This is a genomic window from Promicromonospora sukumoe, assembly GCF_014137995.1.
GTDB lineage: Bacteria > Actinomycetota > Actinomycetes > Actinomycetales > Cellulomonadaceae > Promicromonospora > Promicromonospora sukumoe.
In genome coordinates, this window is record NZ_JACGWV010000001.1 from 3097823 (window position 1) to 3121082 (window position 23260).

General features: G+C 72.6%; 20 protein-coding genes. 13 read left to right on the forward strand and 7 right to left on the reverse strand.

All coding sequences use genetic code 11. From position 1 onward, the window contains the following. Positions 1 to 118 precede the first annotated feature (118 nt). Positions 119 to 577 (reverse strand): MarR family winged helix-turn-helix transcriptional regulator, encoded by a 459-nt coding sequence (locus FHX71_RS13755; RefSeq protein ID WP_182617116.1) that lies wholly within the window; start codon positions 575 to 577, stop codon positions 119 to 121. Positions 578 to 693: 116 nt separating this feature from the next. Between FHX71_RS13755 and FHX71_RS13760 the strand changes: the two genes are divergently transcribed. The 5 genes from FHX71_RS13760 (at position 694) to FHX71_RS13780 (ending at position 5650) form a co-directional block, all read left to right on the forward strand. Then, positions 694 to 2145, forward strand: a complete 1452-nt coding sequence (locus tag FHX71_RS13760; protein WP_182617118.1) for an MFS transporter — start codon at positions 694 to 696, stop codon at positions 2143 to 2145. Between the two features lie 96 nt (positions 2146 to 2241). After that, positions 2242 to 2565 carry a DUF2277 domain-containing protein gene (locus FHX71_RS13765; protein ID WP_182617119.1) on the forward strand — a complete coding sequence of 108 codons (324 nt, stop codon included), beginning with the start codon at positions 2242 to 2244 and terminating at the stop codon, positions 2563 to 2565. A 123-nt stretch (positions 2566 to 2688) separates the two neighbouring features. After that, positions 2689 to 4056, forward strand: a complete 1368-nt coding sequence (locus tag FHX71_RS13770) for a cystathionine beta-synthase (protein WP_182617121.1) — start codon at positions 2689 to 2691, stop codon at positions 4054 to 4056. A gap of 37 nt (positions 4057 to 4093) precedes the next feature. After that, a complete protein-coding gene (locus FHX71_RS13775) occupies positions 4094 to 5269 on the forward strand; it encodes a cystathionine gamma-synthase (protein ID WP_182617123.1) in 1176 nt (391 codons plus the stop codon). 123 nt (positions 5270 to 5392) lie between these two features. After that, entirely contained in the window at positions 5393 to 5650 is a 258-nt protein-coding gene (locus FHX71_RS13780) for a hypothetical protein (protein ID WP_182618708.1), read from the forward strand. A gap of 21 nt (positions 5651 to 5671) precedes the next feature. On the opposite strand, the gene FHX71_RS13785 is transcribed toward FHX71_RS13780, so the two are convergent. Further along, the gene (locus FHX71_RS13785; RefSeq protein WP_182617125.1) at positions 5672 to 5917 is read right to left on the reverse strand and encodes a hypothetical protein; all 246 of its coding nucleotides are present in this window, start codon (positions 5915 to 5917) and stop codon (positions 5672 to 5674) included. Between the two features lie 140 nt (positions 5918 to 6057). Here FHX71_RS13785 and glgX point away from each other — a divergent pair, with 140 nt between their 5' ends. The 3 genes from glgX (at position 6058) to FHX71_RS13800 (ending at position 11040) form a co-directional block, all read left to right on the forward strand. After that, entirely contained in the window at positions 6058 to 8208 is a 2151-nt protein-coding gene (gene glgX / locus FHX71_RS13790) for a glycogen debranching protein GlgX (protein WP_182617127.1), read from the forward strand. A 70-nt stretch (positions 8209 to 8278) separates the two neighbouring features. Continuing rightward, positions 8279 to 10036, forward strand: coding sequence for an alpha-amylase family protein (locus FHX71_RS13795; protein WP_182617128.1), 1758 nt, complete (start codon positions 8279 to 8281; stop codon positions 10034 to 10036). A gap of 56 nt (positions 10037 to 10092) precedes the next feature. Next, complete coding sequence (locus FHX71_RS13800) at positions 10093 to 11040, forward strand: PPK2 family polyphosphate kinase (protein WP_182617130.1); 948 nt, start codon at positions 10093 to 10095, stop codon at positions 11038 to 11040. Between the two features lie 34 nt (positions 11041 to 11074). Here the strand turns inward: FHX71_RS13800 and zapE are convergent, their stop codons facing one another. The 5 genes from zapE to gnd all read right to left on the reverse strand — a co-directional run bounded on the left by zapE (position 11075) and on the right by gnd (position 16315). After that, a complete protein-coding gene (zapE, locus tag FHX71_RS13805) occupies positions 11075 to 12157 on the reverse strand; it encodes a cell division protein ZapE (protein ID WP_182617140.1) in 1083 nt (360 codons plus the stop codon). 53 nt (positions 12158 to 12210) lie between these two features. Next, on the reverse strand, positions 12211 to 12873 hold the full coding sequence (locus FHX71_RS13810; RefSeq protein ID WP_182617143.1) for an SDR family oxidoreductase: 663 nt from the start codon (positions 12871 to 12873) through the stop codon (positions 12211 to 12213). 79 nt (positions 12874 to 12952) lie between these two features. Next, positions 12953 to 13441, reverse strand: a complete 489-nt coding sequence (locus FHX71_RS13815; protein ID WP_220489678.1) for a DUF805 domain-containing protein — start codon at positions 13439 to 13441, stop codon at positions 12953 to 12955. 181 nt (positions 13442 to 13622) lie between these two features. Continuing rightward, positions 13623 to 14924, reverse strand: a complete 1302-nt coding sequence (locus FHX71_RS13820) for a carboxylate--amine ligase (RefSeq protein WP_312877046.1) — start codon at positions 14922 to 14924, stop codon at positions 13623 to 13625. Beyond that, positions 14921 to 16315, reverse strand: coding sequence for an NADP-dependent phosphogluconate dehydrogenase (gene gnd / locus FHX71_RS13825; RefSeq protein WP_246403161.1), 1395 nt, complete (start codon positions 16313 to 16315; stop codon positions 14921 to 14923). Before gnd ends, FHX71_RS13820 begins: the two co-directional genes overlap by 4 nt. Positions 16316 to 16521: 206 nt before the next feature. Here gnd and FHX71_RS13830 point away from each other — a divergent pair, with 206 nt between their 5' ends. The 5 genes from FHX71_RS13830 (at position 16522) to FHX71_RS13850 (ending at position 23217) form a co-directional block, all read left to right on the forward strand. Further along, a complete protein-coding gene (locus FHX71_RS13830) occupies positions 16522 to 17184 on the forward strand; it encodes a DUF3000 domain-containing protein (RefSeq protein ID WP_182617147.1) in 663 nt (220 codons plus the stop codon). Next, a complete protein-coding gene (locus FHX71_RS13835; RefSeq protein ID WP_182617150.1) occupies positions 17181 to 18446 on the forward strand; it encodes an HRDC domain-containing protein in 1266 nt (421 codons plus the stop codon). The genes FHX71_RS13830 and FHX71_RS13835 overlap by 4 nt, the downstream gene beginning before the upstream one ends. A gap of 33 nt (positions 18447 to 18479) precedes the next feature. Continuing rightward, positions 18480 to 19532 (forward strand): lipid II:glycine glycyltransferase FemX, encoded by a 1053-nt coding sequence (locus FHX71_RS13840; protein ID WP_182617161.1) that lies wholly within the window; start codon positions 18480 to 18482, stop codon positions 19530 to 19532. 277 nt (positions 19533 to 19809) lie between these two features. Next, positions 19810 to 21060: a thiolase family protein gene (locus FHX71_RS13845; protein WP_182617163.1), complete on the forward strand. Its 1251-nt coding sequence runs from the start codon at positions 19810 to 19812 to the stop codon at positions 21058 to 21060. 3 nt (positions 21061 to 21063) lie between these two features. After that, positions 21064 to 23217 (forward strand): 3-hydroxyacyl-CoA dehydrogenase NAD-binding domain-containing protein, encoded by a 2154-nt coding sequence (locus FHX71_RS13850; RefSeq protein ID WP_182617165.1) that lies wholly within the window; start codon positions 21064 to 21066, stop codon positions 23215 to 23217. Positions 23218 to 23260: the final 43 nt, after the last annotated feature.

Here is a 23260-nt window from a genome sequence, read left to right on the forward strand (position 1 = left end):
GCCCCACGACCGGCCCGTCCCGCCACGACGATTCTCATCGTTGACCACAGCAGTTGCTGCCACCAGACCGGCCCGCCTGGCAGCAGCTGCTGTGCTCAACACCGGGGCCGGACCGGCCTCACGGCCGCGGCCAGTACCGCCCCGACCGCTCCTCGAGCGCCCGGTTGCAGCGGGCGAGCAGCTCGGCGAACTGCGACCGGTCCTCCTCCGGCCAGTCGTCCACGAGGTCGGCGAGCGAGTCCCGGCTCGCCTGTCGCTCCTCGTCGAGCTGCTGCTGCCCGTGCTCGGACAGCCGCAGCTTGCGCGCCGGCCCGCCCTCCGGGTCGTCGAAGCGCTCGGCGAGCTCCGCCTTGCGCAGCGCCGCCGTCTGCCGGTTGAGCGTGGAGGCGTCCAGGCCGGTGGCGGCGGTGAGCTCGGCGATGGTGGAGGGCCCTCCGGCCTCCAGCAGGCTCAGCAGCACGTAGGCGCTCGGGTCCAGCAGGCCGCCACGGCGGCGCGACCGGCCGGCCGGCAGCGTCGTCAGGTGTCGCCCGAACAGCATGCCCTCGTACTCGATCCGATCTATCGAGGACGTCATCGTCCACCTCCGGTCTCGCCTGCTCGATAACGCCTGTGCATCGTGCACATCGTATGGCACTCTGAGCATGACGATCTCATATGCATGATGCACAGCTACAACTTTCGAGGAGACTCGTGACGACCACCGCGTCCCGCCCCGCGCCGCCCGCCGACGGCGCCACCCCCGTGACCCACCCGAACCGCATCGTCGCCATCCTGGCGATCGGCGGCATCGTGGTCGCGATGACCCAGACCCTCGTGGTCCCGATCGTCGCGACGCTGCCCACCATCTTCGACGCCCCGGCGTCGGACACGTCCTGGATCATCACGGTCACGCTGCTCGTCGGCGCCATCTGCACCCCGGTCTCGGGGCGGCTGGGCGACCTGTACGGCAAGAAGAAGATGATCCTGATCTCGCTGATCCCGCTGGCCCTCGGGTCCGCGGTCTGCGCCGTCGCGACGACGGTGCCCGTCATGGTCACCGGCCGCGGCCTGCAGGGCCTGGCCACCGGGTTCATCCCGCTCGGCATCAGCATGCTGCACGACCTGCTGCCCAAGGAGCGCACCGCCGGCGCCATCTCCCTGATGAGCTCGTCGCTCGGCATCGGCGGTGCCCTCGGCCTGCCGTTCGCCGCCGCCGTCGCGGAGTTCGCGAGCTGGCGCATCCTGTTCTGGCTCATCGCCGTGTGCGCCGTCGTGGTCGGCGTCGTCGTCTGGCGGGCGATCCCGGCCCCGGCCGCACCCGCGCGGGTCCGCGCCCCGTTCGACTACGTGGGCGTGCTCGGCCTCGCCGCGGGCCTCGTGGCCCTGCTGCTGGCGGTCTCCAAGGGCGCCGAGTGGGGCTGGGCGAGCCCGCTGGTGCTCGGCCTGTTCGGCGGCTCCGTCCTCGTGCTGCTGGCCTGGGGCTGGTGGGAGCTGCGCACGCCCGCCGCGCTGGTCGACCTGCGCACCACCGCGCGTCCCGCCGTGCTGCTCACCAACCTGGCCTCGATCATGATCGGGTTCGCCATGTACGCGCAGTCCCTGATCCTGCCGCAGCTCATGCAGGCGCCGTCCGCGACCGGCTTCGGGCTGGGCCAGTCGATGCTGCAGATGGGGCTGTGGATGGCGCCGTCGGGCATCGCGATGACCCTCATGTCGCCCGTGGGCGCGCAGATCACCCGGGCCCGCGGGCCCAAGACGACGCTCGTCCTGGGCGGCCTCGTGATGGCGCTCGGCTACGGCCTGTCCACGCTGTTCATGGACACGCTGGTTGGCCTGTCGGTCACGGCGTTCGTCGCGGCGGCCGGCGTCGGCTTCGCGTACGGCGCGCTGCCCGCGATCATCCTGGGCTCCGTGCCCGCGTCCGAGAAGGCCGCCGCGAACGGCTTCAACGCGCTGATGCGCTCCATCGGCACCTCGGTGTCGGCCGCCGTCATCGGCGTGGTCCTGGCGCGGATGAGCACCACGTTCGGCGAGCACACGCTGCCCACCGAGAGCGGCTTCCGTGTCGCCCTGCTGCTCGGCTGCGGCATGGCGGTGGTGGCGTCGGCCATCGCGGCCACCGTTCCCGTCAAGGGGCTGGGCGAGAGCGCCGGCGGGCACTGAGCCGCCCGGCCGCGCGCCTCGCGGCCCGGCCCCACCAGATCGCAGGCCCGACGGCGCCCCCTCCCCCGGGGGCGCCGTCCGGCGTACGGTCGGAGCATGTGCCGAAACATCACCACGCTGCGCGGCCTGGAACCGGCCGCCACCGACGAGGAGATCACCGCCGCCGCGCTGCAGTTCGTGCGCAAGGTCACGGGCGTGACCAAGGTGAGCGACGCCACGCGCGACCCGGTGGAGCGCGCCACGGCGGAGATCGCCGACATCGTGACGCGCCTGCTCGACGAGCTCCCCGAGCGCCGTCAGCCGCCCAAGACGGTGCCGCCGCTGCGCCGGGCCGAGGTGCAGGCGCGGATCGCGCAGCGCATCAAGGAGCGTGAGGAGCACGAGCGGATGCACGAGCTGGGCATCGCGCACTCGCACTGAGCGGCCCGCCCCGCTACAGTTGCGGCGTGCTCGCACACCTCTCCTGTTGCTGTCACTGACCACCCACGCCGGTCCGTCAGTCCCCCGCGCGCCGTCGCGCGCGCAGAACAGGAAGAGAAACAGGTGCAGTACGTCAATTCTGTCGTTGACCTTGTCGGCAACACCCCCCTGGTCCGGCTCACCCACGTGACCGAGGGCGTCACCAGCGCCACCGTGCTGGTCAAGCTCGAGTACCTCAACCCCGGCGGCTCCTCGAAGGACCGCATCGCGGGCCGCATCATCGACGCCGCGGAGCGCGAGGGCAAGCTGCTGCCGGGCGGCACCATCGTGGAGCCCACGTCGGGCAACACCGGCGTGGGCCTCGCCCTGGTGGCACAGCAGCGCGGCTACCGCTGCGTCTTCGTGCTCCCCGACAAGGTGGGCGAGGACAAGCGCAACGTCCTGACCGCGTACGGCGCGGAGGTCGTGGTCACGCCGACGGCGGTCGCACCCGACAGCCCCGAGTCGTACTACTCGGTGAGCGACCGGCTGGTGCGCGAGATCCCCGGCGCCTTCAAGCCCGACCAGTACTCCAACCCGAACGGCCCCCGGTCGCACTACGAGACCACCGGCCCGGAGATCTGGCGCGACACCGACGGGCGCGTGACGCACTTCGTCGCCGGCGTCGGCACGGGCGGCACCATCACCGGGACCGGCCGCTACCTGCGCGAGGTCTCGGGCGACACGGTGCGCATCGCCGGCGCCGACCCCGAGGGCTCGGTCTACTCGGGCGGCACCGGCCGCCCGTACCTGGTCGAGGGCGTGGGCGAGGACTTCTGGCCGTCCGCCTACGACCCGGGCGTGCCGCACGAGATCATCGCGGTCAGCGATGCCGAGTCGTTCGCGATGACGCGCCGGCTGGCGCGCGAGGAAGGCATCCTCGTGGGCGGGTCCAGCGGCATGGCCGTCGTCGCGGCCCTGCGGGCGGCGCGCGACCTGAGCGCCGACGACGTCGTCGTGGTCCTGCTGCCCGACGGCGGCCGCGGCTACCTCGGCAAGATCTTCAACGACACCTGGATGCGGTCCTACGGCTTCGCGCCGGCCATCGAGGACCACACCGTCGCGGACGTGCTGGCCGCCAAGGCCGACCGCACCCCGCCCCTGCTCTACGTGCACCAGACCGACACGGTGCGGGAGGCGATCGACCGCATGACCCGGTCCGGCGTCTCCCAGCTGCTCGTGCTCACCGCGGAACCACCCGTGGTGCTCGGCGAGATCGCCGGCGCCGTGCACGAGGACGAGCTGCTCGACGGGGTGTTCGCCGGCAAGGCGAACCTGTCGGACGAGGTGGGCGGCCTGATCGGCCGGCCCCTGCAGCTCATCGGCGTCAACGAGCCGGTCGGGACGCTGCGCGCGGCCCTGGCCGACGAGACCGCACTGCTCGTGACCGACGGCGGCAAGGCCCTCGGCGTGGTCTCGCGCTCCGACCTGCTCGACTACCTCGCGGTCTGACCCGCACGCACACCTTCGAAGAGAGACCTGAACTCCCATGACCGACGCCCGACCCAGCCGTTTCGACACGCTCGCCGTCCACGCGGGACAGCACACCGACCCGACCACCGGCGACGCGATCCCCGCGATCCACGTCACCTCCACCTACGCGCAGGACGGCATCGGCAACCTGCGCGGCGGCTACGAGTACTCGCGCGGCGGCAACCCCACGCGCACGGCCCTGGAGGAGCAGCTCGCCGCGATCGAGGGCGGCGCGCACGGCATCTCCTTCGCCTCCGGCCTGGCCGCCGAGGACGCGCTGCTGCGCGCCGTCGTCGCCCCCGGCGACCACGTGCTGGTGCCGAACGACGTCTACGGCGGCACGCACCGCCTGATCCGCACCGTGCACGGCAAGGCCGGCGTGGCGCACACGACCGTGGACACCGCCGACCTCGACGCCGTGCGCGCCGCCGTGCGCCCAGAGTCCAAGGTGCTGTGGGTCGAGACGCCGTCGAACCCGCTGATGAAGATCAGCGACATCGCCGCGCTGGCCGAGCTGGCGCACGAGAACGGCCTGCTGCTGGTGGTCGACAACACGTTCGCCTCCCCCGCGCTGCAGCGCCCGCTCGACCTGGGCGCCGACGTCGTGGTGCACTCCACGACCAAGTACCTCGGCGGGCACTCCGACGTCGTGGGCGGCGCCGTCGTCGTCAAGGAGGGGGCCGACGAGCTCGCGGAGCAGGTGCGGTACGTGCAGTTCGCCGCGGGCGCCGTCTCCGGCCCGTTCGACGCGTTCCTGACCACGCGCGGCATCAAGACGCTGTCCGTGCGCATGCAGCGCCACTCCGAGACGGCGCAGACGCTCGCCGAGCGCCTGGTGCACCACCCCGCCGTCGCGCGCGTGCTGTACCCGGGCCTGCCCGACCACCCCGGCCACAAGATCGCCGCGCACCAGATGTCGCGGTTCGGCGGCATGATCTCGCTGGACCTCGCCGGCGGCGAGGCGGCCGCGCGCACGTTCGCCGAGTCGACCGAGGTGTTCCTGCTGGCCGAGTCGCTCGGCGGCGTCGAGTCGCTGGTGAACTACCCGAGTGAGATGACCCACGCGTCGGTGCGGGGCACGGAGGCCGAGGTGCCGCCGTCGATCGTCCGGCTGTCGGTGGGCCTGGAGGACGTGACGGACCTGCTGGACGACGTCCTGCAGGCCCTGGACCGCACGCACGCCGCCCACTGACCCACCCCCCTGCTCGTTGAGTGCGGGATATTCGCCCTTCGGACGGCTCCGAAAGGGCGAATATCCCGCACTCAACGACGTTCCGGGGGCGCTTAGGGTGGGGGCGTGACCGAACATGCCCCCGTGAGCGCCGTGATGCACCGGGCCAAGGCGGACGCCCGGGCCTCCCACGTCACCGTGGGACAGGTGCGGCACCTGGCCGGCGGCCGCGAGGAGATCGACTGCTCCTGCGGCATGACGCTGACCAACGGGCCGCAGTGGTCGCTCGACGAGCACATCCGCCTGCACCGCGCCGAGGCGCGCTACCTGGCGCTGAGCGAGGTGGCGCCCGCGGGCATGCCGCGGCTCATCCCGGTGGACCCGGCGCGCCTGCCCCGCTGACGCGGGCGGCGCTCGGCCGCGTCAGAGCTCGTCGGGGTCGTCCCAGGACACGCCGCTCGACGCTCCCGAGATGGGGTCGAGCTCGCATCCGGCGAGGTTGCGTGGGGCCTTGGTGACGTCGCCGCCGCCGAGCAGGCCGCGACGGGTGGCGACGCGGCGGACCGCCGGCGGCGCGATGTGGGCGTAGGAAGCGTTCGACTCGTCGATCAGATCCGTCGGTACCGGATCGGCAGAGTCGTTGGTGGACTGGGGTTCCGCCGTGATCATGGCCCCATACTCGCAGGAATCGGCCCGCTCGCACATCCGCTTGGCACAGTATTTTGAATTCTCGTCAAGCCTTCACCCCGACGGCACGCCCACCACGAGATCTCCCCCCGTGCACCCGGCGGGGGTGTCATGATCGTCCGATGCAAACCTGGCCAGGCCGCCCCTACCCCCTCGGGGCGACGTTCGACGGTACGGGGACGAACTTCGCACTCTTCTCCTCGGTGGCAGAGCGTGTCGAGCTCTGTCTTCTCGCGGACGACGACACCGAGACCCGGATCGAGGTCACCGAGACGGACGCGCACGTCTGGCACGTGTACCTGCCCGGCGTCGGCCCCGGCACGCGGTACGGGTACCGGGTGCACGGGCCGTACGACCCGGCGTCGGGGCACCGCTGCAACCCGGCCAAGCTCCTGCTGGACCCGTACGCCAAGGCGGTGGACGGCGACCTCGACGACGACCCGTCGCTGTTCTCGTACCCGTTCTCCGACATCGAGCAGGCCACCACGGGCACCACGCCCGACGCCGCCGACTCCCTGGGCCACACGATGGTCTCCGTGGTGGTGAACCCGTTCTTCGACTGGGGCCACGACCGCCCGCCGGACACGCCGTACCACGAGACCGTGATCTACGAGGCGCACGTCAAGGGCCTCACGATGCGGCACCCGGGCGTGCCGGAGGAGCTGCGCGGCACCTACGCCGGGCTGGCCCACCCCGCGATCATCGAGCACCTGACGAGCCTGGGCGTCACCGCGATCGAGCTGATGCCGGTGCACCAGTTCGTCACCGACCCGTCGCTGGCCGCCAAGGACCTGACCAACTACTGGGGCTACAACACGATCGGGTTCTTCGCCCCGCACAACGGGTACGCGGGCTACGGCCGCCGCGGCCAGCAGGTCATGGAGTTCAAGGCCATGGTCAAGGCGATGCACGAGGCCGGCATCGAGGTGCTGCTCGACGTCGTCTACAACCACACCGCCGAGGGCAACCAGCTCGGCCCGACCCTGGGCTTCCGCGGCATCGACAACGCCGCCTACTACCGCCTGGTCGACGGCGACGAGGCGCACTACTTCGACACCACCGGCACCGGCAACTCGCTGCTGATGCGCTCCCCCGCCGTGCTGCAGCTCATCATGGACTCGCTGCGGTACTGGGTCGAGGAGATGCACGTCGACGGGTTCCGCTTCGACCTGGCGGCCACGCTGGCCCGCCAGTTCCACGAGGTCGACCGGCTGAGCGCGTTCTTCGACATCGTGCACCAGGACCCGGTGATCTCCCAGGTCAAGCTGATCGCCGAGCCCTGGGACCTGGGCGACGGCGGCTACCAGGTGGGCGGGTTCCCGCCGCTGTGGACGGAGTGGAACGGTCGCTACCGCGACACGGTGCGCGACTTCTGGCGCGGCGAGCCCGCCACGCTGCCGGAGTTCGCCTCCCGGCTGACCGGGTCCAGCGACCTGTACGAGCACAGCGGCCGGCTGCCCATCGCGTCCATCAACTTCGTGACGGCGCACGACGGCTTCACGCTCGCCGACCTCACGTCGTACGACAAGAAGCACAACGACGCCAACGGCGAGGACAACCAGGACGGCGAGAACCACAACCGGTCCTGGAACTGCGGCGTCGAGGGGCCCACCGACGACCCCGAGATCAAGGAGCTGCGCGCCCGGCAGCGCCGCAACCTGCTGGTGACGCTCATGCTGAGCCAGGGCGTGCCGATGATCGCGCACGGCGACGAGCTCGGGCGCACCCAGCAGGGCAACAACAACGCCTACTGCCAGGACAACGAGATCACCTGGGTGGACTGGGGCGGCCCCGACGGGCTCGACGCCGAGAGCGCCGGCCTGCTGGAGTTCGCCCGGCAGGCGGTGGCACTGCGCCGCGACCACCCGATCCTGCACCGCCGCCGGTTCTTCGACGGGAAGGTGTCGCCGAACGCCGCGGGCGGACCCGCGGACATCGAGTGGCTCGACCTCACCGGCGCCCGGATGGACGACACGGACTGGCACCAGGCCTACGCCCGGACGGTCGCCGTCTTCCTCAACGGCGACGCGATCACGGAGACGGGACAGCGCGGCGAGGCCGTGGTCGACGACTCCTTCCTGCTGCTGCTCAACGCCCATTTCGAGGCGCTGGACTTCACCCTGCCGCCCGCCGGCTACGGCGAGTCGTGGACCGTCGTGCTGGACACGGACGGCAGCGCCGAGCCGGGGACGACGCTCCAGGCGGGCACCGGTCTGTCCGTCACCGGGCGAAGCGTGGTCGTACTGACTCGCCCATCCGGAACACCGGGCTAGGCTGTCGGCCGTGACCGGACCGAGGAGTGGAACCGGAGGCAGCACACCACCGCCCCGCCCGGGCCCTGACATGCCCGTTCCCGGGCCCAGACCGGTGGTGTGGGCCCCGCGTGCCCGCATCATCGAGGTGCTCGTGCCGTACGACCCGTACGAGGAGCCCGAGCACATGCCGCTGCGCCTCGTGGGCGCGGGTGAACCCGGGTACTGGGGCGCCGACAGCGTGCTCGGGCACGGCACCGACTACGGCTACTCCGTGGACGGCGGCCCGCTGCTGCCCGACCCGCGCAGCGTGTGGCTGCCGCAGGGCATCCACGGGCCGACGCGCGTCTTCGACCCCGCCTTCGAGTGGACCGACGGCACCTGGTCCCCGCCCGACCTGTCCACCAGCGTGCTCATGCACGTGGACGTCGAGACCTTCACGCCCGAGGGCACCCTGGACGCCGCCGCGGAGCTGCTGCCCACCATCGCCGGGCTCGGCGTGCAGGGGGTCGAGCTCGCGCCCGTCGCGGCCTTCGACCCGGCCACCGGCCCCGCCCGCGGCGTGCGCCTCTACTCGGTGCACGAGCCGTACGGCGGCCCGCGCGCGCTCCAGCGCTTCGTCGACGCCGCGCACGCCGCGCGCCTCGCCGTCGTGCTCGACATCCCCTACCGCTGGGCCGTGGCCGACGAGCTCGGCCTGGAGCACTTCGGCCCGTACCTGACGGGCGGCGGCGGCCGGCCCCGCATCGCGCGGCCCGACGTCGGCGACGCGGGCGAGCACGCCCTGCAGGCGATGCGCCCGCGGACCGGCCAGGTGCCCCTGGACCGGCCGCGCACCGGCCCCATCCAGCTCCGCACCGGCCAGGTCCCGACGATCGGCACCCGGGCCGGCAAGGTGCCCTCCTCGCCCACGGTCCGCACCGACTACGTGGGCGACCGCATCAACCTCGACGGCAGCGGCAGCCGCGGCCCCCGCGACTTCCTGGTGGACGACGCGCGGCACTGGCTGCGCGAGTACCACGTGGACGGCCTGGTGCTCGACGTCGACGCGCTCGTGGACCGCTCCCCCACCCCGTTCCTCGGCGAGCTGGCCGACTACGTGGTGGGCCTGGGCGAGCAGCTCGAGCGCCGGTTCAGCCTGCTGGTGGACGGCCCCGGCCGCAGCGACCGGCTCACCTCGATCCTGCTGCGCATCCTGTCGGGCCCCGGCAAGACCGAGGACATCCAGGCGCTGCAGATGCTCGCCGACCTGGTGCACCCGTCGGTGCGCCGCGCCACCCGCCAGAACGGCGGACGGCGCAGCCGCGTGCGGTCCGGCGCCAGCGTGGTCGAGGACATCACCCGGCTCCCCGCGGCACAGCTCACGGTGCCCTGGGCGGGCGAGGAGAGCCCCGCCACGGCGCTGCTCGGCGTGGACGACGTCGACATCCGGGCCAGCGTGCTGGCGACCGTGATCCTCGCGGGCAACCCGCTGGTCCTCGACACCGTGCACGTCCCGGTGCTGCCGCGCAACGCCAGCGACGAGCGCCTGGCGCGCTGGGCGCGCGACCTGATCACGATCCGCAACGCCATCACCGAGGAGCTGGACCTCCCCCTGGAGATCCGCTCCACCGCCGACCGGTCGGTCATCGCGGTGCTGCGGGGCAAGCTGGCGTTCGTGCTCAACACCGGCCACGGGCTGGCCGCCCTGCGCCTCGGGAGCCTGCTGCGGCCCGCCGAGGGCTCCCGGGCACCCCTGCCGGGGGCGTTCCGGCTGGCCGCCGCCTGGGAGCCGGGCGCGACCCGGCTGGTGGGCGACACGCTGACGGTCCCGCCCCGGATGACGGCCGTGCTGCGCGCGGACACCTGACCTGGGAACCTGGGTCCAGGGACCGGCGTCGACCGGTGCGACCGAGGAGGCGTCCGATGGCGAAGAAGCCGGGAAAGTCGACGGGAAAGAGCGCAGGCTCGAAGAAGGGCACGAGCTCGAAGAAGGGCGCGGCTCCGAAGGACGCCGGGCGGGAGCCGGGCGACCTGTGGAGCACGCCCGCCCAGGAGGCCCTGCGGTGGGTGCGCGGCACCGACCTGAGCGCCCTGGACCAGGCGGCGACGCCCGGCTGGTCGGGCGGGCGCGCCGAGGGCGAGGCGCTGATGGCCGCCCGCGGGCAGGAGCTCGCCGACCTGCAGGAGCGCCTCTTCGCGCACGGCCGCACCGGCGGTGACCGGTCGGTGCTGCTCGTGCTGCAGGGCATCGACACTTCCGGCAAGGGCGGCATCGTGCGGCACGTGGTGGGCATGGTGGACCCGCAGGGCGTGATGCACCGCGGGTTCGGCGTGCCGACCGAGGAGGAGCGGGAGCACGACTACCTGTGGCGCATCCGCAACGCCCTGCCGCGCCCCGGGTTCCTCGGCGTCTTCGACCGGTCGCACCACGAGCAGGTCCTGGTGGTCCGGGTGGACCGGCTGGAGCCCGTCAAGGTCTGGCGCAAGCACTTCAGCGAGCTGAACGCGTTCGAGTCCGAGGTGGCGGCGTCGGGCACGGTGATCGTGAAGGCGACGCTCGTCGTGTCGCCCGACGAGCAGAAGAAGCGCCTGTCCAAGCGCCTGGAGCGGCCCGACAAGCACTGGAAGTACAACCCGAGCGACATCGACGTGCGCCTCAAGCTGCCCGAGTACCTGGCGGCCTACCAGGAGATGCTGGACCGCACGTCCACCAAGGACGCGCCCTGGTACGTGGTGCCCGCGGACCGCAAGTGGTACGCCCGCCTGGCCGTCACCGAGCTGCTGACCGACGCCCTGCGGTCGCTGGACCTGGGCTGGCCGCCCGCCGACTTCGACGTGGCGGCGGAGAAGGCGCGGCTCGCGGAGACGTGAGCGACGGCGCGCTGGTCGAGCCTGTCGAGACCCGTCAGTTCGCGCTCGGGACGAGCCGACGCCCCTCCTCGGCCAGCGCACCGAGCCGCGACAGCGCCCGGAAGTACTTCTTGCGGTACCCGCCGGCCAGCATCTCCTCGGTGAACAGGCCGCGGGTGTCCCCCGCGCCGGCCAGCAGCACGGGCACGTCGCGGTCGTAGAGCCGGTCCACGAGCACCACGAGGCGCAGCGCCACGGCCTGCGCCGTCACCGGGTGCACACCGGTCAGGGCGACCACGGAGACGCCGTCGAGCAGCGCGCCGTAACGGCTGGGGTGCACCGTGGCGAGGTGCTCCAGCAGGTCGTCGAACGCGTCCAGCGTGGCGCCCGGGCGGGCCGCGGCGGCCGCGACCTCGTCGACCGTCAGCGGCTCCGGGTCGGTGACGACGTCGCGGTGGCGGTAGTCCTCGCCGTCGACCCGCAGGGTCTCGAAGCGGTCGGACAGCGCCTTGATCTCGCGCGCGAAGTCCTGGGCGGCGAACCTGCCCTCGCCGAGCGCGCCGGGCAGCGTGTTCGACGTCGCGGCCAGGGCCACGCCGCGGTCGGCGAGCTCGCGCATGAGGCGCGACATGAGGGTGGTGTCGCCGGCGTCGTCGAGCTCGAACTCGTCGATGCAGACCAGCTTCTTCGCGGCCAGCGCCTCGACCGTGGGGAGGAACCCGAGGGCCCCGACGAGGTTGGTGTACTCGACGAACGTGCCGTACGCGGCCTTGTCCGGGCCGAGCGCCTCATCGACGGCGTGGGCGAGCGAGGTGAGCAGGTGCGTCTTGCCGACGCCGAAGCCGCCGTCGAGGTAGACCGCGGGGGCCGGCTGGCGGCGGGCGAACAGGCCGCGCCGCGGGGCCGTGATCTGCTGGGCGATCTCCTGCAGCCGGGTCAGCGCCCCGCCCTGGCTGGGGTGGGCCGGGTTGGCGCGGTAGGTCGCGAACCGGGCGGCGGCGAAGTGCCGCGGCGGCACCAGGTCGGTGACGAGCCGGTCGACGGGGACCTGCGGCCGGACGGCGCTGAGGGCTGCCTGGGTGGTGCGGGCGGCCTCGGTGGTCCGGGCGGTCTGCGCGTCGGTGGTGGGGGCTGTCACGAAGCAGAAGATTACCGGCGCGTCAGGTCACGGGGCGTGCCAGGAGAGCAACGTCACACGTGCACGACGGCGGGCGCGCCGGGCCGGTCGAGCACCTCGCCGAGGGCGGCGACTACCTGGGCCGGCGTCCTGGTCTGGGCGGGGTCCTCGTTGCGGTCGTCGCCCGCGACGGCGTGGTCGATGACGAGCTCATGAAACCGGACGGCACCGGGCACAGCACCGGGGTCGCCCTGCTCCGCCTCCAGGCGCAGCACCCGCACCAGCATCGCGAGCCCGGCCCCGGTGACGCTGATCGCGCCGGACCCGGCCATGGCCTCGCGGGACGCGGCGCCGTTCAGCACTACGTACGGGTCGCCGGGCTCCAGCAGCGGGACGAGCGCGCGGACGGCGTCGAGGTGCGCGGTGAGGTGGGAGGCGAGCGTCGCCGTCCACCGCTCCGGGTCCTCGTCCAGGAGAGCCGTGCCCTTCTGCCAGCCGCCGATCGACGCGACGACGGCCCCGGGCAGCGGCACGCCGTCCGCTCGGCAGGCGGCGCGGACGGCGTCGGGCAGGTGGGCGGCGTTGTCGTACCGCACGGGCAGCACGCCGCCGTCGTCGGGCAGGGGACGGCGGGCCGCGGCGAGCACCGTGCGCCCGTCGGCAGCCAGGCCGTGTGCGACCCGGCTGCCGACGTATCCGCTGGCCCCGACCACGAGGACGGGACGAGGACTGGTCATGCGGCCCAGACTAGGTCAGGCCGCGTTCCGTCGCGGTGCGGCCCCTCGGGCCGGCGCGACGCGGGTCTCACGACCCAGGTCAGACGGCGGGAGCCGGCTCGACGGCCTTGGGGTCCGGGCCGAACTGGTTCGGGCCCGGGGTACCGGTCGAGGCGCCCCACACGATGATGAGGATGAAGTTGACGACCGGGATGAGGAGCAGGAACGCCAGCGCGCCGGACTTGCCGGTGTCGTGCAGGCGGCGGACGATCACCGCGAGGGTCGGCAGGAGCAGCGCGAGCGCGACGACCGAGACGACGAGGTAGCCCGCCGTCAGGGAGCCGGGCATCGCCGGGATCGGCGCGGCGGGGTCGCCGGCCATGGCGTACTCCATGGTGGCCGTCGTGTAGGCCGTGAGACCCGGCACGATGAGCGCGAAGTAGAGCACGCCCTCGACGATGGCCACCGCCAGGTAGTACCACCAGAACTCGGAACGGCGGGCGCGCCCGTCGAACGTCGCGTACTTCGACAGCACGGTCCGGATGGACTCGATGAACGACATCAGGGAAAAGCCTCTCTCACGGTTCATGCCGGAAATCTCCAGCAAGTGCGCAGACAGTGTCCCGATCAGTCAATAAGGGCGCAAGGCTTAAATCTGGGCAGAAGTACCCATGGGTGAGAAATGGGTGAGAAAAGCTCCCCGACGTGTCAGACGCTCAGGTCCCTGGAGGGACCTGAGCGTCTGACACGTCGGGCGGAACCGGCGGGGATCAGTACCCCGTCGCGGTGGGCTCCGGGTAGTACTGCGCGTACTTGCGGCGGTAGTTCTGCGTGATCGCCTCGACGATGAGCCGGCGCTTGAGACCGGAGTCGGCGTCGTACTTCAGCGGGTTGACCACGTCGCCGCTCGCCCGCAGGGCCTTGAGCCGCGACTTCAGCTCCGGGTCGAGCACGTACTTGGACAGCAGACCGAACGGCACGACCGTGTACAGCACCTCGCGCACCGCCCGCACGGGGCGGATCGGGCGGTGCAGCACCCAGTCCTCGACCAGCACGCGGGCCACGTTGGCCCCGCCCGCCGTCACGTAGAAGTTGTTCCGGCCGATCCGCGGGTTCACCTCGAAGTACACGTGCTTGCCCGTGCGCGGGTCCAGCTTGTAGTCGAAGTTGGCGAAGCCCACGTAGCCGGTCAGGTCGAGGAACCGGGTGGCCGCGTCCATGGCGTCGTCGTACGACTCGACCAGGATCGCGGCCGGGATGCCGAGCGTGCCCGGCGTGTGCTCCTCCAGCAGCACCCGGCCCGTGGCCAGGAGCGTCACCTCGCCCGACGTGTCGCGGTAGGCGGTCAGGGACCGCATCTGCGTCTCGTCGCCCGGGATGAACTCCTGCACCAGGAACGTGCCCGGGTAGTTGGCGTCCGCCAGGTGGCCCAGGATCACGTCGAGCTCCTCGCGGGAGTCGATGTGGTGGATCTTCGCCTTGCCGGGGAAGTCCACGTAGTACCACTCGGCGCTGTTGGACGGCTTGCCGACCACCGGGTACTGCAGGTCCACCGTGAGCGCCGGCACCGCGGCGCGGCCGCCCTCGGCCACCAGCTTGGCGACGTCGACCGGCACCGTGCGCGGCGTCGGGATGCCGAGCTGGTCGCAGACCTGCGCGAAGCCCTCCTTGCTGCTGACCTGCTCCAGGACCGGCAGCGACGGGTACGGCAGCACGTAGCCCGCCGCCTCCAGCCGCTCCCGGTTCAGGATGACGGTGCGCACGTGCCAGTCGGCGTTCGTCAGCAGGATGAGGGTCTTGTCCCGGTGCTGCTGGGCGATGCCCTCCAGGGTCGAGAGGAACACGTCCACCTCGTCCAGGCCGGGCACCACCACGTTCTCGGCGATCGCCGAGTCCTGCATCGCACGCGTGGCCACCTTCGACAGCACGACGGCGTGCGTGCGGTACTGCTCGTGGAACGCGCGCACCAGGGCGTACATCCCGACGTCGCCGCCGATCCCCACCACCAGCATCTCGGGAGCGGACTGCTCCCCGCCGCCTACCTGCCCCTGCTCCGCGGGGAAACCCCTCACGCCTCGGCCTCCGTGCGGTCGCCGGACCACTCGGTGTGGAACGTGCCCTCGCGGTCGACCCGCTTGTAGGTGTGGGCACCGAAGAAGTCGCGCTGCGCCTGCACCAGGGCGGCCGGGAGCCGCTCGGCGCGGACGCCGTCGTAGTACGCGAGCGAGGAGGAGAACGCCGGCGTGGGCACGCCGTTCTGGGCCGCACCGGCCACGACGCGGCGCCAGGCGGGCAGGCCGCTCGCGACGGCGTCGGTGAAGTACGGGTCGGCGAGCAGCAGCGGCAGGTCCGCCTGGCGCTCGTAGGCCTCGGTGATCCGGTTCAGGAACCGGGCGCGGATGATGCAGCCACCGCGCCAGATGCGGGCCATGGCGCCGCGGTCGATGTCCCAGCCGAACTCGGTGGCGGCAGCGGCGATCTGGTCGAAGCCCTGCGAGTAGGCGACGACCTTGGAGGCGTACAGGGCCTGGCGGACGTCCTCGATGAACGCGTCGCGGTCCTTGACCTCCCACTCGGCGGCGTGCGCGGGCAGCGCCGCCAGGCCGGCGGCGCGCTGCGGCACGGAGCCGGACAGGGCGCGGGCGAACGTGGCCTCGGCGATGCCGGTGATCGGCACGCCCAGGTCCAGGCCGTTCTGCACCGTCCAGCGGCCGGTGCCCTTCTGCTCCGCCTGGTCCAGCACGATGTCGACGAACGCCTTGCCGGTCTCGGCGTCGACGTGCTGGAGCACGTCCGCGGTGATCTCGATGAGGAACGACTCCAGGTCGCCCGTGTTCCACTGCGCGAAGATCTCGCCGATCTCCGCGGCCGAGGCACCCAGGCCCTGGCGCAGCAGGTCGTAGGCCTCCGCGATGAGCTGCATGTCGGCGTACTCGATGCCGTTGTGCACCATCTTGACGAAGTGCCCGGCGCCGTCGGAGCCCACGTAGGTGCAGCACGGGGTGCCGTCCACCTTCGCGGAGATGTCCTCCAGGATGGGCCCGAGCGACGCGTACGACTCCGGCGTTCCGCCCGGCATGATCGACGGGCCGTTCAGCGCGCCCTCCTCGCCGCCGGACACACCGGTGCCGACGAAGTGCAGGCCGTGCTCCTTGAGGGCGGCCTCGCGCCGGATCGTGTCCGGGAAGTGGGCGTTGCCGGCGTCGACCACGATGTCGCCCTCCTCCAGGAGGGGCACCAGCTCGTCGATGACGGCGTCCGTGGGACCGCCGGCCTTGACCATGATGACGACCTTGCGGGGCCGCTCGAGCGACGCGACGAAGTCGGCCATGGACTCGCTGGGGACGAAGTCGCCGTCGTCACCGTGCTCCGCGACCAGCGACTCGGTCTTGGCGTAGGAACGGTTGTGGACCGCCACCGTGTAGCCGTGACGTGCGAAGTTCCGCGCGAGGTTGCGACCCATCACCGCCAGCCCGGTGACGCCGATCTGTGCTGTGCCTGACACGTTCTTGCTCCTTCTGCAGTGGAAACGGGCCGGCGCCCGCGTGCGTGCGCCGCGACCCGTTGCCAGCCTAGTGCCCTGGCTCACTTCGCCACGGCGATGGTCACGATCCGGCGTCAGCCGCGCGCCTCCCCCTGCGGGCACCGCCGCCGACGTACGGTGAAGTGGTGACCAGCGGCCCGCCCACCGGTGTACCCGGCGACTTCGCAGCAGCCCTCGCTGACCTGCGGGGCGCGGCACTGCGCTCCGAGGTACGTCTCACCGAGATCCCCGCACCGCGCAAGGTGGCGCCGTTCAGCGTGGCCCTCGCGGGAGACGTGCTGCCCGGCGCGCCGTCGGGCCCGCGCGACCCGTCCGCCGAGCACGACCACGACGACGACCCGCTCGCCACCGGGCGCTTCGTCGTGCTGCACGACCCGGCGGGCCAGGAGGCGTGGCACGGCACGTTCCGCGTGGTGACCCTGGTGCGCGCCACCCTGGAGCCCGAGATGGCCGCCGACCCCATGCTGGCCGACGTCGCCTGGTCCTGGGTGGGCGAGTCCCTGGAGACCGCGGGGCTCGTCCCGGGCACGGACACGCTGGCCGACGGCGGCACCGTCACCCGGGTGCTGTCGCAGAGCTACGGCGCCCTGCACGGCACGCCGGACGCCGTGGACCTGGAGATCCGCGCGTCCTGGACGCCCGTCGGCACCCGGCTCGGCACGCACCTGCGCGCCTGGGCCGCGCTGCTCACCATGGCCGCGGGGGTGCCTCCGCTGCCCGAAGGGGTCGCGGCTCTCACCAGGCGTTTTACCGACCGATCCAGGCAACGCCATACGGTAGGCCCATGACCACCACGGAGCGAGGAGTCCCTGCGGAGACATCGACGCCCGTGCCACCACCCGTCACGCCACTGACCGAGCCCGCCGACGGGCTACCCGACGTCGTGGCGACGCCCGGGGCGTTCGCACGGGTCGTCGAGGCGTTCGCGGCCGGTTCGGGCCCCGTGGCCGCCGACGCCGAGCGCGCCTCGGGGTACCGGTACGGGCAGGCCACGTACCTGGTCCAGGTGCGGCGCGCGGGTGCGGGGACGGCGCTGATCGACCCGGTCGGCGTGCCCGACCTCGCGCCGCTGGGCGAGGCCGTGGGCGACGCCGAGTTCGTGCTGCACGCCGCCTCGCAGGACCTGCCCGGGCTCGCCGCGCACGGCCTGCACCCGGCGCGCGTCTTCGACACCGAGCTCGCCGCGCGCCTGCTCGGCATGGAGCGCGTGGGCCTGGCCGCCGTCGTGGCCGAGGTGCTCGGGCTCGGCCTGGCCAAGGAGCACTCCGCCGTCGACTGGTCCACCCGGCCGCTGCCGGAGGACTGGCTGCGCTACGCCGCCCTCGACGTCGAGGTGCTCGTCGAGCTGCGCGACCGCCTCGCCGAGCGCCTGGAGGCCGCCGGCAAGACGCAGTGGGCCGAGCAGGAGTTCGAGGCCGTGCGCACCGCGCCCCCGCCGGCGCCGCGCGTCGACCCGTGGCGCCGCACGTCCGGCATGCACGTGCTGCGCAACCCGCGCCAGGTCGCCGCCGTCCGGGCGATGTGGGTCGCGCGCGACGCGAGCGCCCAGGCGCGCGACATCTCGCCGGGCCGGGTGCTGCCCGACCGCGCGATCGTCGCGGCGGCCAAGGCCATGCCCAAGACCGCCGGCCAGCTCGTGCTGCTGCCCGAGTTCGCGGGCAAGGGCACCAAGCGCCGGGCCGCGTACTGGCAGAAGGCGATCGACGACGCGCGCGCCCTGCCCGAGGCCGAGCTGCCGAGCGTGCGGGGCCCGCGCTCCGACGGCCCGCCGCCGCCGCGCACCTGGGGCGACCGCGACCCCGTCGCGGCGCGCCGCCTCACCCTCGCCCGGGAGCTCGTGACGGCGCTGTCTGCCGAGCTGAGCGTCCCGGTCGAGAACCTGCTGCAGCCCGACGCGCTGCGCCGGCTGTGCTGGACGCCGCCGGCGTCCGCCGACGCCGCGGGGATCGCCGAGTTCCTGCGGGGCCGCGGCGCTCGTACGTGGCAGACGGGGCTCCTGTGCACGGGCCTGGAGCGGGTGTTCGCGCAGGCCGCGCAGGAACCGGTGTGAAAGCGACGCGCCCACCCCAGTAGAGTCGTCCCCATGCCAGCCCTGTCGGAGCCCATCACGCTCGCCGTCGACGTCGTCACCGATCCTTCGACCTGGGACCGCGAGGTCCTCGCCCTGGGCGGGCACCCGCTCCAGCTCTGGGGCTGGGGCGAGGTCAAGGCCGCCGGGAACTGGCGCGCGCACCGGCTGCGGGTCACCGAGGACGGCGCCACCGTGGGCCTGGCGCAGCTGCTGGTGCGGCCGCTGCCGGCCCAGTTCAAGGCGCTGTCGTACGTGCCGCGCGGCCCCGTCGTCGCGCACCACGACGGCGAGACCGCCCAGGCGGTCTTCGGCGTGGGCGACACGGCGACCCGGAACGCGGTGACCAACACGGTCGTGGAGTGGGCTCGCGAGAACGTGGGCGGTGTCGGCATCACCATCGAGCCGGACTGGCCCGCGGGCACGCAGCTCGACCTGGCGGGGCGCCGGTACGCGCCGAACCAGATCCTCATCCCGAGCACGCTGATCCTGGACCTGACCCGGCCCGCCGACGAGCTGATGGCGGACATGCGCAAGTCCACGCGGTACGAGATCCGCAAGGGCTCGCGGTCCGGGCTGGACATCCGCCGGGTCACGGAGGACGCGGAGGTGCTGCGCGTGCTCGACGTCTACAAGGAGACCGCCCAGCGCGCCGGGTTCGCCATCCACTCGGACGAGTACTACCTGGACGTGAACCGGAAGCTCGGCGACAAGTCCGTGCTGGTGGCGACGTACATCGACGACGTGCCCGCCTGCTTCGCGTGGTGCGTCAACTCGGCCAGCACGTCGTTCCTGCTGTACGGCGGCGGCAACGACGCCGGCCGCAAGGCCACGGCCACCGCGCCGACCTACTGGCGCACCATCGAGATCGCCCGGGAGCAGGGCCTCGTGCGGTACGACATGAACGGCCTGCTCAACGACGGCATCAGCGACTTCAAGAAGAGCTTCGCCAAGCACACCGACGAGCTCGTGGGTTCGATCGACGTGTCGTTCTCGCGCTGGTACACCACCTGGAACAGCGCGCTGCCGACGGCCAAGAAGGTCGTGCGCAAGCTCCGCGGCAACTAGCGGCCGCCGCCGCACCGCCGGCGCCGCCGCCCGCGGCTCACCTGGCGCCACGGAAGTGCGCTTCTACCCAGCGATTGGGCCCGGAATCACCCTGATTTCGGGCCCAATCGCTGGGTAGAAGCGCACTTTCTGCGTTTCGAGACTCCGTTCCAAAATCCGGCGCGACCCCGTCTCAGCTCGTGCGTGCTTTTTACCGGTACTCGCGGTAGCGTGTATCTCGATCCAGCGGCGTCGCTCATGGACGCCGCCGTCCCGAAAACCCCCAGGAGTTCTGCTGATGACCGCAGCCCCGGAAACACCGCGTGCCCGCCGTGCCGTACGCGACGTCGTCTTCGTCGACGGCGCCCGGACGCCGTTCGGCAAGGCCAAGCCCGACGGCATGTACGCCGAGACGCGTGCCGACGACCTGATCGTCAAGGTGGTGCGCGAGCTGCTGCGGCGGCACCCCGAGCTCCCCCCGGAGCGGATCGACGAGGTGGCCATCGCCGCCACCACGCAGCAGGGCGACCAGGGGCTCACCCTGGGCCGCACCGTGGGCATGCTGGCCGGCCTCCCCCAGTCCGTGCCGGGCTACGCCATCGACCGCATGTGCGCCGGCGCCATGACGGCCGCCACCACCACCGCCGCGGGCATCGCCATGGGCGCCGCCGACGTCGTGATCGCGGGCGGCGTGGAGCACATGGGCCGCCACCCGATGGGGTTCGACGCCGACGTCAACCCCCGGTTCGTCGCCGAGAAGCTCGTGGACCCGCAGTCCCTGAACATGGGCGTCACGGCGGAGAACCTGCACGACAAGTTCCCGCAGCTCACCAAGGAGCGGGCCGACAGGTTCGCCGTCGAGTCGCAGGCCAAGTACGCCAAGGCGCTGGCCAACGGGAACATCGACCCGGACCTCGTGCCGGTCGCCGTCCGCTCGGCCGAGCTGGGCTGGGGCCTGGCCACCACCGACGAGCTGCCCCGCCCGGAGACCACCTTCGAGTCCATCCAGGGCCTGAAGACGCCGTTCCGCGCAGGTGGCCGCGTCACCCCCGCGACGTCGTCCCCGCTGACCGACGGCGCCACCGCCGCCGTCCTCGCCTCGGGCGACGTCGCCGCCGAGCTGGGCCTGCCCGTGAAGATGCGCCTGGTGTCCTACGGCTACGCCGGCGTGCCGCCGGAGATCATGGGCTACGGCCCCGTGCCCTCCACGGAGAAGGCGCTCAAGTCCGCGGGCCTGACCATCGACGACATCGGCCTGTTCGAGCTGAACGAGGCGTTCGCCGTGCAGGTGCTGTCCTTCCTGGACCACTACGGCATCGCCGACGACGACCCGCGCGTGAACCCGTACGGCGGCGCCATCGCCATGGGGCACCCGCTGGCCAGCTCGGGCGTTCGCCTGATGACGCAGCTCGCCCGGCAGTTCGAGCAGCACCCCGAGGTCCGGTACGGCCTGACCGCCATGTGCGTGGGCCTGGGCCAGGGCGGCAGCGTCATCTGGGAGAACCCGCACCACGCCGACTACTCCGGCCACACGGACGAGGAGAACTGACCCGTGCCTGAGACCACCACCCCGAGCGCGCCGACCGAGCGCGTCACCCACTCGCTGGTCCGCGACGTCACCCTGCCCGGCGGCGCCGGCGTGCTGGCCCTGGTCACCCTCGACAACGGCCTGGACCACACCAAGCCGAACACGCTCGGGCCGGCCGGCATGGCCGAGCTGCGGGCCGCGCTGGAGGCCGTGCGCTCCCGCGCCGAGGCCGGCGAGCTCGCCGCCGTCGGCGTGACGGGCAAGCCGTACTTCCTCGCCGCGGGCGCCGACCTCAAGGGCGTCACCAGCCTGAACGGCCACGAGGAGGCCGTGGAGCTGGGCCGCATGGGCCACGCCGCGTACACGATCCTCGGCGACCTGAAGGCCACCACGGGCGTGCCAACCTTCGCGTTCGTCAACGGCCTGGCGCTGGGCGGCGGCCTCGAAGTCGCCCTGAACTGTGACTACCGCACCGTGGCGTCCGACGCCGCCGCGCTCGGCCTGCCCGAGACCGGCATCGGCCTGGTGCCCGGCTGGGGCGGCGCCTACCTCGTGCCGCGCCTGGTGGGCGTCGAGAAGGCCGTCGAGGTCATCCTGACCCGCCCGGCCGCGAACAAGCCGTACAAGCCCGCCGAGGCCCTCAAGATCGGCCTGGTGGACGCGCAGTTCGACGCCGCCGACTTCCTGGAGCAGTCCATCGTCTGGGCCGCCAAGGTGGTCACGGGCGAGATCGAGGTGCCGCGCCGCGAGCTCGACCCGCAGCCCGTCTGGGACGCCGTCGTGGGCGCCGCCAAGGCCCAGCTCGACGCCGTCGTCGGCACCTCGCGCCCCGCCCCGGGCCGCGCGCTGGAGCTGATCGCCGCCGCGCGCAACGCCTCGAAGACGGACGCGTTCGCCGCCGAGGACGAGGCCCTGGCGGACCTGATCATGTCCGACGAGATGCGCGCCAGCATCTACGCGTTCAACCTGGTGGGCGCCGGCAAGCGGCCCGTGGGCGCGCCGGACCCGAAGGTCGCCCGGCCGGTCACGAAGGTGGGCGTCGTGGGCGCCGGCCTGATGGCCGCGCAGATGGCGTTCCTGTTCGCGCAGCGCCTCGGCGTGCCCGTCGTCATGCGTGACCTCGACCAGGAGCGCGTGGACAAGGGCCTGGCCTTCGTCCGCGAGACGGCGGAGAAGCTGGCCGGCCGCGGGCGCCTGACGCCGGAGGCCGCGACCCGCATCGTCGCCTCGGTCTCGGGCACCACGGACATCGGCGAGTTCGCCTCGTGCGACTTCGTGATCGAGGCCGTGACCGAGGTCATGGGGCTCAAGAAGAAGGTGTTCGCGGAGCTGGAGGGCGTGATCTCGCCCGAGACGATCCTGGCGACCAACACCTCGGCGCTGTCCGTCACCGAGATGGCGGCCGACCTGGCCCACCCCGAGCGTGTGGTCGGCATCCACTTCTTCAACCCGGTGGCCCAGATGCCGCTGGTCGAGGTGATCAACGCCGAGAAGACCTCGCAGGAGGCCCTGGCCACGGCATTCGCCGTCACCAAGAAGCTGCGCAAGACCGCGGTGCTGGCGGGCGACCGCCCGGGCTTCGTCGTCAACCGCCTGCTCCTGCTGGTCATGGGCAAGGTCATGGACGCCATCGAGAACGGCACGCCGGTCGACGTCGCGGACCGCGCGCTGGCCCCGCTCGGCTTCCCGATGCCGACGTTCGAGCTGCTGGACCTGGTCGGCCCCGCCGTCGGGCTGCACGTGCTCACCTCGCTGCGCGAGGACCTGGGCGACCGCATCCCGGCCTCCCCCGGCCTGCAGAAGCTCGTCGCCGACAGCACCCGCGTGGTGCTCGACGCGCCAGCCAAGGGCCTGCCCAAGCCTGTCGACCCGGCCATCCAGGCCGTGTTCGGCCAGGCGCTGGTCGCGGGCGAGACCGGCCACCACGGCCAGGTCGTGCTCGACGGCGACGGCGTGCTCGACGCGGTGCTCACCACCCTGACCACCGAGATCGGCCTCATGCTGGAGGAGGGCGTGGTGCCCGGGCCGCAGCAGATCGACCTCGCCATGATCCTCGGCGCCGGCTGGGGCTTCCACACGGGCGGCATCACGCCGTACCTGGACCGCACCGGCTACAGCGAGAAGGTCCTGGGCCGGCGGTTCCTGCCCGACGGCGTGGCCAACGTGCCCCTCTCTTGATCTGAGCTCCGGGACCCTCCGGCGCCGGGCATCTCTCGTGCCC

Bases quoted from the DNA above. Each gene is read 5' to 3' on its own strand.
- FHX71_RS13755 (WP_182617116.1), bottom strand. From the start codon at position 577: ATGACGTCCTCGATAGATCGGATCGAGTACGAGGGCATGCTGTTCGGG.
- FHX71_RS13765 (WP_182617119.1), top strand. From the start codon at position 2,242: ATGTGCCGAAACATCACCACGCTGCGCGGCCTGGAACCGGCCGCCACC.
- FHX71_RS13775 (WP_182617123.1), top strand. From the start codon at position 4,094: ATGACCGACGCCCGACCCAGCCGTTTCGACACGCTCGCCGTCCACGCG.
- FHX71_RS13785 (WP_182617125.1), bottom strand. From the start codon at position 5,917: ATGATCACGGCGGAACCCCAGTCCACCAACGACTCTGCCGATCCGGTA.
- glgX (WP_182617127.1), top strand. From the start codon at position 6,058: ATGCAAACCTGGCCAGGCCGCCCCTACCCCCTCGGGGCGACGTTCGAC.
- FHX71_RS13795 (WP_182617128.1), top strand. From the start codon at position 8,279: ATGCCCGTTCCCGGGCCCAGACCGGTGGTGTGGGCCCCGCGTGCCCGC.
- FHX71_RS13800 (WP_182617130.1), top strand. From the start codon at position 10,093: ATGGCGAAGAAGCCGGGAAAGTCGACGGGAAAGAGCGCAGGCTCGAAG.
- FHX71_RS13810 (WP_182617143.1), bottom strand. From the start codon at position 12,873: ATGACCAGTCCTCGTCCCGTCCTCGTGGTCGGGGCCAGCGGATACGTC.
- FHX71_RS13815 (WP_220489678.1), bottom strand. From the start codon at position 13,441: ATGAACCGTGAGAGAGGCTTTTCCCTGATGTCGTTCATCGAGTCCATC.
- gnd (WP_246403161.1), bottom strand. From the start codon at position 16,315: ATGGGTCGCAACCTCGCGCGGAACTTCGCACGTCACGGCTACACGGTG.
- FHX71_RS13835 (WP_182617150.1), top strand. From the start codon at position 17,181: ATGACCACCACGGAGCGAGGAGTCCCTGCGGAGACATCGACGCCCGTG.
- FHX71_RS13840 (WP_182617161.1), top strand. From the start codon at position 18,480: ATGCCAGCCCTGTCGGAGCCCATCACGCTCGCCGTCGACGTCGTCACC.
- FHX71_RS13845 (WP_182617163.1), top strand. From the start codon at position 19,810: ATGACCGCAGCCCCGGAAACACCGCGTGCCCGCCGTGCCGTACGCGAC.